The organism is Streptomyces sp. GbtcB6 (assembly GCF_019091475.1).
GTDB lineage: Bacteria > Actinomycetota > Actinomycetes > Streptomycetales > Streptomycetaceae > Streptomyces > Streptomyces hyaluromycini.
This window is the reverse complement of record NZ_JAGXJL010000009.1, coordinates 305,252-315,008: the sequence shown is the minus strand read 5'-3', so window position 1 is coordinate 315,008 and position 9,757 is coordinate 305,252. Positions and strand designations below refer to the sequence as shown.

Annotated in this window: 7 protein-coding genes and 1 pseudogene; all 8 read left to right on the top strand. The window is 69.3% G+C overall.

The window, feature by feature from the left end; translation table 11 throughout:
* Positions 1–5: 5 nt before the first annotated feature.
* Positions 6–413: pseudogene (locus KVT45_RS18240) on the top strand (IS982 family transposase); the annotation flags it as partial.
* 783 nt (positions 414–1,196) lie between these two features.
* On the top strand, positions 1,197–1,553 hold the full coding sequence (locus tag KVT45_RS18235; protein WP_217548665.1) for an ATP-binding protein: 357 nt from the start codon (positions 1,197–1,199) through the stop codon (positions 1,551–1,553).
* A 475-nt stretch (positions 1,554–2,028) separates the two neighbouring features.
* A complete protein-coding gene (gene glpD, locus KVT45_RS18230; protein ID WP_217548745.1) occupies positions 2,029–3,705 on the top strand; it encodes a glycerol-3-phosphate dehydrogenase in 1,677 nt (558 codons plus the stop codon).
* Between the two features lie 102 nt (positions 3,706–3,807).
* Complete coding sequence (locus KVT45_RS18225; RefSeq protein ID WP_217548663.1) at positions 3,808–5,349, top strand: FGGY-family carbohydrate kinase; 1,542 nt, start codon at positions 3,808–3,810, stop codon at positions 5,347–5,349.
* Between the two features lie 127 nt (positions 5,350–5,476).
* Complete coding sequence (gene rpiB / locus KVT45_RS18220; RefSeq protein WP_217548661.1) at positions 5,477–5,944, top strand: ribose 5-phosphate isomerase B; 468 nt, start codon at positions 5,477–5,479, stop codon at positions 5,942–5,944.
* Entirely contained in the window at positions 5,941–7,044 is a 1,104-nt protein-coding gene (locus KVT45_RS18215; protein WP_217548659.1) for an NAD(P)H-dependent glycerol-3-phosphate dehydrogenase, read from the top strand. The genes rpiB and KVT45_RS18215 overlap by 4 nt, the downstream gene beginning before the upstream one ends.
* A gap of 74 nt (positions 7,045–7,118) precedes the next feature.
* Positions 7,119–8,732: a sugar ABC transporter ATP-binding protein gene (locus tag KVT45_RS18210; RefSeq protein ID WP_217548657.1), complete on the top strand. Its 1,614-nt coding sequence runs from the start codon at positions 7,119–7,121 to the stop codon at positions 8,730–8,732.
* Positions 8,729–9,748, top strand: coding sequence for an ABC transporter permease (locus tag KVT45_RS18205; RefSeq protein ID WP_217548655.1), 1,020 nt, complete (start codon positions 8,729–8,731; stop codon positions 9,746–9,748). Before KVT45_RS18210 ends, KVT45_RS18205 begins: the two co-directional genes overlap by 4 nt.
* Positions 9,749–9,757: the final 9 nt, after the last annotated feature.

Sequence of the window (9,757 nt, the reverse complement as noted above, 5' to 3'; positions counted from 1 at the left end):
CAGACCTGGCGCCGTGGCGCCCGCCGGTCGGCATGACGTCCCGCCTGAGCGATGCCGAACTGGTCACCCTCGCCACGATGCAGGCCATACTCGGCCACACCTCCGAGGCCAAATGGCTCCGCCATGCCCGTGCCCACCTGCGCCACCTCTTCCCCTGCCTGCCCCAGCAGCCCGGCTACGACAAGCGGCTGCGCAAGGGCGCCGGTCTGATGCGAAGTGTCAACCGGATCCTGGCCACCACCACCTCGGTGTGGTGCGACGACGTATGGGTCGTGGACTCCACCCCGGTGGAATGCGGCCGCTCCCGCGAGACCGTCAAACACTCCGACCTGGCAGGTCGGGCCGAATACGGCTACTGCGCCGGCCACAGCCGCTTCTTCTGGGGCCTGTGCCTGCACCTGGTCTGCACCCTTCATGGGCGGCGCAGCCAGAGAGGCCCAAGGCCTCGGCACTGTCTCATCACCGTTTCCGGTGCGAGAGTGTGTGGCGCCCGCCGGCTCCCAGTATGGGACCGGCATTGCAGCGCCCACACGGACGCACGTCCCGCCGTGGTCACCGATGTGCGTGGTGCCGCCCTGCCAGCACTGGTGGTCCGCACGATCCGATGAGCGCAGCAACAGCGGGCTCTTGACGACGACTCCCCCTGGGGCGAACGAATCCGAAGGCGGCAGGAGCAGCGCATACGCGGGGGCGGGCGCATCGCAAGATCCACAGGGCTCGCGAGCGCACGAGGTCTTCGACCGCTTGCCGTTCTTTACGCGGTCGGGCCGCGTGCCGCAACACACGACGCCGATCGAGGAGCTCGAAGCCCGTTCCCCAGCCAAGGAAACCAGCACCCGGAGGATCGGTGTTCTCCTGTGCCCCGGACCGGCCGGTAGCGACGGGCTCATGTTGTGACCCGGCCCCACCGAGGCCGGGCGAGGGTTGAGATGGCTGCACCCTGCATCGATATCTAACATTGAAAATGTCGGAACAGACACTTGACGTGTGGGTTACGGCAGGATCATTGTGAAAACGAGCACGAAACCTGACAGGAACAGCCAGAAGGTTCCCGCCGGGCAGCACACTCGACCTCCCCGAAGGTGATCACGATGGTTGCCACCCCCTCCCTCGACCGAGGACTGCACAACCCGGCAGCAACCCTCGAACGCCCCGGGCCGCAATCCGGCCGCCGGGATGCTCTGGCGTGGTGCACCTTGCCGACCGAGAAGTCGGCGGTATCCAGGGCCAGGGCCTTCACCGACACACATCTGACGGAGTGGCAGGTGAGCAGCGAGACGTCCGCCACAGCATGCCTCGCCGTCTCGGAGCTCGTCACCAACTCGGTATGCCACAGCGGTTCCGCCGAGGTCATTCTCCGGCTGATTCGGTACAGGTCACACGTACGTGTCGAGGTGATCGACAGCGGAACATGGCGGGAGCCCAGCGTTTCCTGCACCGACGACGACATCACCGAGAGCGGCCGCGGGCTGGCACTGGTGGGCGCTCTGGCACACCGGTTCGGAGTGCTCCGGACACCCTTCGGCACGTGCGCATGGGCACTGCTGCGGTAGTCACCGGCGCCCGGCAGGCCAGAAACCTGTCCACCTCCGCTCATGCGAGCCGGCGGGTGCGGCAGACGGAGAGACCTGACACCCGGCTCTCCGAGCGCTTCATGATCCAACATTGGTTATGCGGAAACAAACAGTTCACATGTGTATTAGGACAGGGAGATCGTGGAAACGAACGCGGAATCTGTCAGGTACGGCGAGATGTGTTACCGCCGGGCAGCGCACCCGACCTTGATGATGGCCACCGCCGATGGCCATCGCCCCCCGGTGCCGGGCGCGGACACCACCGTCGGACGTGCGTTCGTGCATTCCGTCCGCGTCCATCACAGCCGTGCGGGCTGCGCCCCGCACACCCCCACATCGAGAACTCCGGGTCACGGTCAACCGCATGCGCCAGGTTCCGATGCAATCGAGAGGAGCTGAGGTCGTGCGTGAGGTGGCACTTTCCCCTTCGGCACGTGAGCACGCGCTCGATGAAATGGCAGCCGCCGAGGTCGACGTCCTCGTCGTCGGAGGTGGCGTGGTCGGAGCGGGCGCCGCCCTCGACGCGGCGACCCGCGGGCTGTCGGTCGCGCTGGTCGAAGCGAGGGACTGGGCCAGCGGAACATCGAGCCGATCGAGCAAGCTCATCCACGGCGGCCTGCGCTACCTGGAGATGCTCGACTTCAAGCTGGTCTCCGAGGCTCTGAGGGAACGTGCCCTGCTGCTCCAGCGGATCGCCCCGCACCTGGTCCGGCCCGTGTCGTTCCTCTACCCGCTGACCCGCCGGATCTGGGAGCGGCCGTACGCCGGAGTCGGGATGCTGCTGTACGACACCATGGGCATGACCTCTGCCCTGCCACGCGGGGTGCCGGCTCATCGGCACATGACCAAGCGCACGGCACTCACCGAGGCGCCGGCGCTCAAGCCCTCCGCTCTGGTGGGGGCGATTCGCTACTGGGACGCGCAGGTTGACGACGCCCGCTTCACCTTCGCCCTGGTCCGCACTGCCGCCTCCTACGGTGCGCTGTGCGCCAGCCGGGCCCGGGTCTCCTCCTTCGTACGCAAAGAGGGCCGTGTGGTGGGCGCCGTCGTCCAGGACGTCGAGACCGGACGTGAACGCACCGTCCGCGCCCGCACGGTGGTCAATGCGACCGGCGTATGGACCGATGAAATGCAGCAGCATGCCGACGCGAGCGGCTCGCTGCGGGTGCGGGCGTCCAAGGGAGTGCACCTGCTGGTCCCGCGCTCCCGAATCGCAATGTCCTCGGGCCTGATTCTGCGCACCGAGAAGAGCGTGCTGTTCGTCATTCCCTGGGGCGAGGAGCACTGGCTCGTCGGTACGACGGACACCGACTGGACGTACGACAAGGAGCACCCCGCGGTCAGCTCCGGCGACATCGACTATCTGCTGGAACACGTCAACTCCGTGCTCGCCTCCCCTCTCACACGAGGCGACATCCTGGGCGTGTACGCGGGACTGCGTCCGCTGGTGTCCGGTGAGGCGGAGCAGACGGCCAAGCTCTCCCGGGAGCATGTGGTAGCGCGTCTTCAGCCGGGTCTTGTCGCTGTAGCGGGCGGCAAGTTCACCACCTACCGCGTGATGGCCAAGGACGTCATCGACGCCGCCGTAAGCGGACTGCCTCACAGCGTTCCGGCTTCCTCCACGAAGGAGGTACCGCTGGCCGGTGCCGAGGGTTATCACAGCCTGGTCTGGCGTAAGGCAGTACTGGCCAAGCGGTACGGGCTGAGCCCCGAATGGGTGCAGCGGCTCGCGGACCGTTACGGCACGCTCGCCACGGAAGTGCTGGATCTGATCGCCGCGAACCGTGCTCTCGGCGCGCCGCTGCGCGGCGCGCCCGGATATCTCGGTGGCGAGATCGTGTACGCCGCCACTCACGAGGGCGCGCTTCACCTCGATGACGTCCTGACCCGGCGTACCCACATCTTCATGGAGACCGAGGACCGGGGCCTGGCAGCGGCCGAGGAGGCCGCCCCTCTGGTGGCAGCCCCGCTCGGCTGGGATCACGCCAGGGTTGACGAGGAGATCTACCGGTATCGGTCCAGGGTCGAGGCCGAGCGGGAGGCAGGCCGTCAACCCGACGACCGACGCGCCGACGCCGCGCGGATACGTGCGCCCGGCTTCGGCGGCCCGCAGCCTGCGCGTACGGGGTGAGCGGCATGGACACCACCCGCGAGGCAGGACGTGACACCTGCCGCACACCGTCAGCGACGGCAGCCGGACCGGCCGCCCCGACCGAGGAGGAGAGGAGGGCACATGGAGCACAGCAGCAGTAGCAGGTACGTCATCGGCATCGACAGTTCCACGACCGCGACCAAGGCCGTCGTGTTCGACGAGGCCGGCCATGCCGTCAGTGAGGGGCGCCGTACGTTCCCGCTGCAGCGCCCGCACCCCGGGTGGCACGAGCAGAACGCCCGGGACTGGTGGAACTCCGCGCGCGGCGCGCTGCGCGAGGCGGTCTCCCGGGTCGATGCCACGCGGATCGCCGCCATCGGCATCACCCACCAGCGTGAGAGCTTCGTCTGTCTGGACCGCAACGGCAACGAACTGCGTCCGGCGATCCTGTGGCTGGACGGCCGGGCCGGCAAGCAGATCGCCGAGCACGGCAGCAGGTCGGTGCACGAGCTGTCCGGGAAACCGCCGGACGTCACCCCTGCGTTCTACAAGCTGATCTGGCTGCGGGAGAACGAGCCGGACACCCTGCGCAGCAGCGCACGGGTGGTGGACGTCGCCTGCTACCTGGCCAACAAGCTGACCGGCGAGTGGCGCACAAGCTGGGCCTCGGCCGACCCGCTCGGGCTGGTCGACATGGCCTCCTTCACCTGGTCGCGGCAGCTGCTCGACATCGTCGGCCTGACCGAGGAACAACTGCCCGAACTCGTGCCCCCCGGTGCCGTACTGGGCGAAGTGGGCCGCGACGTCGCCGAGGAGCTGGGCCTTCCTGCGGGCGTCCCGGTCGTGGCGGGCGCGGGTGACGGGCAGTGCGCCGGTCTCGGCGCAGGCGTCACCGGTCCGGGCCTGATGTACGCGAACATGGGCACCGCCCTGGCCGCCGGTACCTGGTCGGAGAGCTACCGCTGGTCCCGCGCCTACCGCACGCTGGGCGGCCCGGTCCCCGGCACCTACACGCTGGAGACCCTGCTGTCGGCCGGCAGCTATCTGATCAGCTGGTTCATGGACAAGTTCGGCGTACCGGCCGGCTTGGAGCTTGGGCTGTCGGGCGAGGAGGTCATGGAGGCGGCCGCCGCGAAGATCCCGCCCGGCGCGGACGGGTTGATGGCGCTGCCGTATCTCAACGCGGCGCAGACCCCGTACTGGGATCCCAACGCCCGGGGCGCGATCATCGGCTGGTCGGGGTTCCACGGCAGGCAGCACCTGTACCGGGCCCTGCTCGAAGGGGTCGCCTTCGAGCTGAGGCTCACCACCGACGGCGTCGCCGACGACACCGGCATCCCCATCGAACGCTATCTGGTGATGGGCGGCGGCTCGCGCAGCCGGCTGTGGACACAGATCGTCGCCGACGCCACCGGGCGCCCCGTCACCGTGTGTGCCGAGACGGAGACCACCGCACTCGGTGCGGCAGTCCTCGCCGCGGCCGCCGTCGGCCTCGGCGGTGTCGACGACATCCGCGAGACGGCGGCCCGCATGGCCCGTGCCAAGGCCACCGTCGACCCCGACTCGGTCACCCGCTCCCGCTACGAGGACCTGTACCAGGTCTACCGCCGCATCTACCCGGCGCTGAAGGACCTCTTCCCGCCGCTGCTCGCCGCCTCCGACGCGGCCGGCGGCAAGGCCTAGGCCCCCATGCCACCGGTTCGGTGAACCGGTGGCGCAGCCGCCCAGGCCCCCACCCCGCCGTTTCACCGAACCGGCGGTCGGCATACGCCACTTCGCCCACTTTCTGCACCACTTACTGGAGAACGTCATGAGTACCATCGCCATCGGCTCGGACGATGCCGGCGCAGCGATGAAGGAGGCCCTGCGCGAGCACCTGATCGCACAGGGACATGAGGTGAAGGACTTCGGCTCGGGCGAGCAGGAGGACTACCCGGACGTCGCCGAGCGCGTCGCCCTGGCCGTCGCCGGCGGTGAGCACGAGCGCGCTGTCCTCGTGTGCGGCACCGGTATCGGTGTGGCGATCACCGCCAACAAGGTGGCCGGAGTGCGCGCCGCGCAGATCGCCGATGCCTACAGCGCCGAGCGGGCCCGCAAGTCCAACGACGCGCAGATCGCCTGCTTCGGCGCCCGCACGCTCGGCATCGAGCACGCCAAGATCTGCCTCGACCACTGGATCGCCTCGGAGTTCGCCGGTGGCCGTTCCCTGCCCAAGGTCCGCAAGATCCACGAAGTCGAGCAGCGCCAGCTCGCCGCGTACGAGGAGAAGTCCGCATGAGCCGTCGCGCCGAGACGATCACCATCCTCGGTGCGGGGGCGATGGGCAGCGCACTCGCCGCACCGGCCGCCGACAACGGTCACGAGGTCCGGCTGTGGGGCACCTGGCTCGACGACGAGCTGCTCGACGCCGTCGGCCAGGGGCGTCCCCACCCGCGCACCGGGGTCCCGCTCGACCCGCGGGTGAAGACCTATCGCAGCGGCCAGCTGGCGCAAGCCCTCAACGGGGCCACGTACGTGGTGCTGTCCGTCAGCTCCGACGGCCTGGTGGACGTGCTGCGCAAGGCCGCCGGGCATCTGCGCCCCGGGCAGGTCCTGGCCATCACCACCAAGGGGTTCGTCCGGCTCGACGACCGTATCGTCACGCTTCCCGACGCGGTGACCAGCGTGCTGCGCGAGAGCGCACCGGACGGCAGCCTCGACCTGCCGCTGGTCGCCATCGGCGGCCCGTGCAAGGCCAACGAGGTCGCCGCCCGCAGACCCACCGCATCCGTGCACGCCTGCGGCACTCCCGGCGTCACCGGGCGCTCCCGCAGCCTGTTCGCCACCGAGGCCTACGCGGTCGAGGAGAGCGACGACCTGACCGGCGTCGAGGTGTCCGCCGCGCTGAAGAACGTCTACGCGATCGCGCTCGGCATCTGCCAGGGACTCGTGGAGCACGGCGGTGAGCCCTATCACGACCTGCAGGCCGCGGCGTTCGCCCGGGCCGTCACCGAGATGGTCCGGCTGGCCGGACTGCTCGGCGGCCGTCCCGAGACCGTGACGGGACTCGCCGGCGTCGGTGACCTGGAGGTCACCGCCCTGTCCGGTCGCAACCGCGTCTACGGCGCCCGTATCGGTGCCGGTGAAACCCCGGACGAGGCACTGCGGGCCATGCAGGCCGCGGGCCAGACCGTGGAGGGGGTCGCCGCCGCGCGCCTCGCCCGTGAACTCGTCGACCAGCTGATCCGGTTCGGCGGGCTGAGCGGTTGGTCCGGGCTGCCTCTACTGCGGCAGATCGCCGATCTGCTCGGCGGGCAGGAGCCGTACGCCGGTCCTGGGGAACTGGCACGAGCACTCGCCCGAGCGGCCCTGCCGGCGCGCTCTGCGGCGGGGCGTTGAGCCGTGCCCGGCATTCAGGGCCAGGGCTCCCGTACTGGCAGCCAGGCCGCCGACGGAAACAAGGGGGCACGCCGATGACCGGATTGACCGGTACGGCCGCGCCGCGCGAGACGCACGACAGCCCGACAGCGGAAGGCACCATGACGAATTCGGCCCTCGAGTGCCGGGGCCTGGCCAAGGCCTTCGGAGGGATCCCCGTCCTGCGCGGGGTGTCCCTGAACCTGGCACCCGGCACCGTGACGGCGCTGGCCGGTGAAAACGGCGCCGGCAAATCGACACTGATGAAGATCGTGTCCGGTCAGGTCCGGCCCGACACCGGAGATGTCCTCGTGGGCGGCGAAGTGCTGCGCCTCGCGGACGCGCGGACAGCCCGTGAGCTCGGCGTCGGGATCGTGCCGCAGGAACTGGCCCCGATCCTCGACATGACGGTGTACGAGAACCTCTTCGCCGGCCGGGAGCTCAAGCGCCGCTCGGGCCTGCTCGACCGCCGCCGGATGGCAGCCCAGGCACGCGAGATGCTCGAGGTGTTCGGCGTCGACATCGACCCCCATGCGCCGATGCGACGGCTCACCGTGGCCCTGCAGCAGATCGTCGAGATCACCAAGACCACATCGTGGGGCGCGTCGGTGGTACTGCTGGACGAGCCGACCTCCGCGATCTCCGGGCATGAGGTGGAGCGGCTGTACGGCGTGGTCGACAAGCTGCGCGAGCGCGGCGTCGCCATGCTCTACACCACCCACAAGATGGAGGAGATCCGGGCCCTCGCCGACCGAGTGGTGGTGCTGCGGGACGGCGCGCTCGTCGAGGACAGGCCCAGCGCCGAGATCACGGACGACGAGATCGTCCACGCAATGATCGGCCGGGATCTCGAGGACTTGTTCCCCGTTCTGCCCACGCCCGGCACCGATATCGCCCTCCAGGTCCGCGGCCTGCACACGGCGGGCTGTCCGAAGCCGGTCGACCTGGAGGTCCGGGCCGGCGAGATCGTCGGTCTCGCCGGTCTGGTCGGTGCAGGACGTACGGAGTTCCTCGAGGCCTTGTTCGGTGCGCGGGCCAGCACCGCCGGTGAGATCACGGTGTCCGGTACTCCGGTACGGCGTCACTCCGCCGCGGCCTCGATCGGCGCAGGCATGGCCTTCGTCCCCGAGGACCGCAAGGGCGCAGGTCTGGTCCTCGGAATGAGTGTGCTGGACAACGGCACGCTCCCGCGCCTGCCGGATTTCAGTCTCGCCGGCTGGCTGCGGGGCAGCGCGCGCACAGCCGCCGTGGACACCGCGATGGCCTCTGTGCACTTGCGCAGCAAGGGCCTGCGCCAGCAAGTCGGCACCCTGTCCGGAGGCAACCAGCAAAAGGTCGTCCTCGCCCGGTGGCTGACCGGACACGTCAAGGTCCTGCTGCTCGACGAGCCGACCCGCGGCGTCGACGTCGGCGCACGCAGCGAGATCTACCGCATCGTCACCGACCTCGCCGCCTCCGGTATGGCCGTGGTCATGGCGTCCTCGGACATGGCCGAGATCCTCGGGCTCGCCCACCGCGTGCACGTGATCCGCGACGGCTCCGTCGCGGGCAGCCTGGAGCGAGCCGAACTGTCCTCCCCCGACGCCCAGAGCCGCATCTTCCGCCTCGCCGCCGGACTCGACGGCGAGCCTTCCACCACCACTCCGCTCCCCCGGGACGACGCATCATGATCACGCAACAGTCTCCGCCCACCGCATCTGCGCCCGCCTCCGCCGACGCCTCCACCACGTCCAGCCGGTTCAACGCGGCGCGGCTGCGGGAGTTCACCCTCAGCCATTCGATGATCATCGTGATGCTGCTGGTCGTCCTGTACTTCAGCTATCGCAGCGCCCGGTTCGCGACACCGGACAACTTCGAGACGATCACCATCGCCGCGGCACCCTTCGCGCTCATCGCGGTCGGCCAGACCCTGGTCATCCTGACCGGCGGTATCGACCTGTCCGTGGGCAGCGTGATCGCCGTCAGTGCCATGGCCTCCGCGTCGGTCGTGAAGGGACATCCGGAACGGCTGTTCACGGCCCTGCTGGTCGGTCTGGTCGTCGGTCTCGTCGCCGGCGCGATCAACGGGGCGCTGGTGGCCTGGGTGAACGTGCCACCGTTCGTGGCCACGCTGGGCATGCTCACTGCGGCATCCGGCATGGCCTACGTCATCGGTGACGGCGCTCCCATCAACGGGCTGCCCGCGAACTTCAATGAGATCGCCGGTACCAAGGTCCTGGGCCTTCAACTGCCCGTGCTCGTGATGATCGTCGGGATCGTCGTCCTCGCCGTGATCATGCGCTTCACCTCGTACGGCATGCGGGTCTACGCGGTCGGCGGCAACCGGGTCGCGGCCGAACTCGCCGGTGTCAAGGCGCACCGCGTGCTGTTCAGCGTCTACGCCCTCAGCGGCCTGCTCGCAGGTCTGTCCGGCGTGATGCTCGCCTCGCGCGTGCTGTCCGGTCCGCCGACCCTGGGCTCGGGATACGAACTGGACGCCATCGCTGCAGTCGTCATCGGCGGCGCCAGCCTCATGGGCGGCCGCGGCACGATCTGGGGCACCGTCCTGGGCCTCTTCCTCATGCAGACCCTGAACAACGGTCTCGACATTCTCGTGGTGCCTGCCTACTGGCAGAAGGTCATCAAGGGCGTGCTCATCGTCGCTGCCGTCTCCGTCGACGTGTGGGCGAACAACAAACGCCGCTGAAACCCGTGC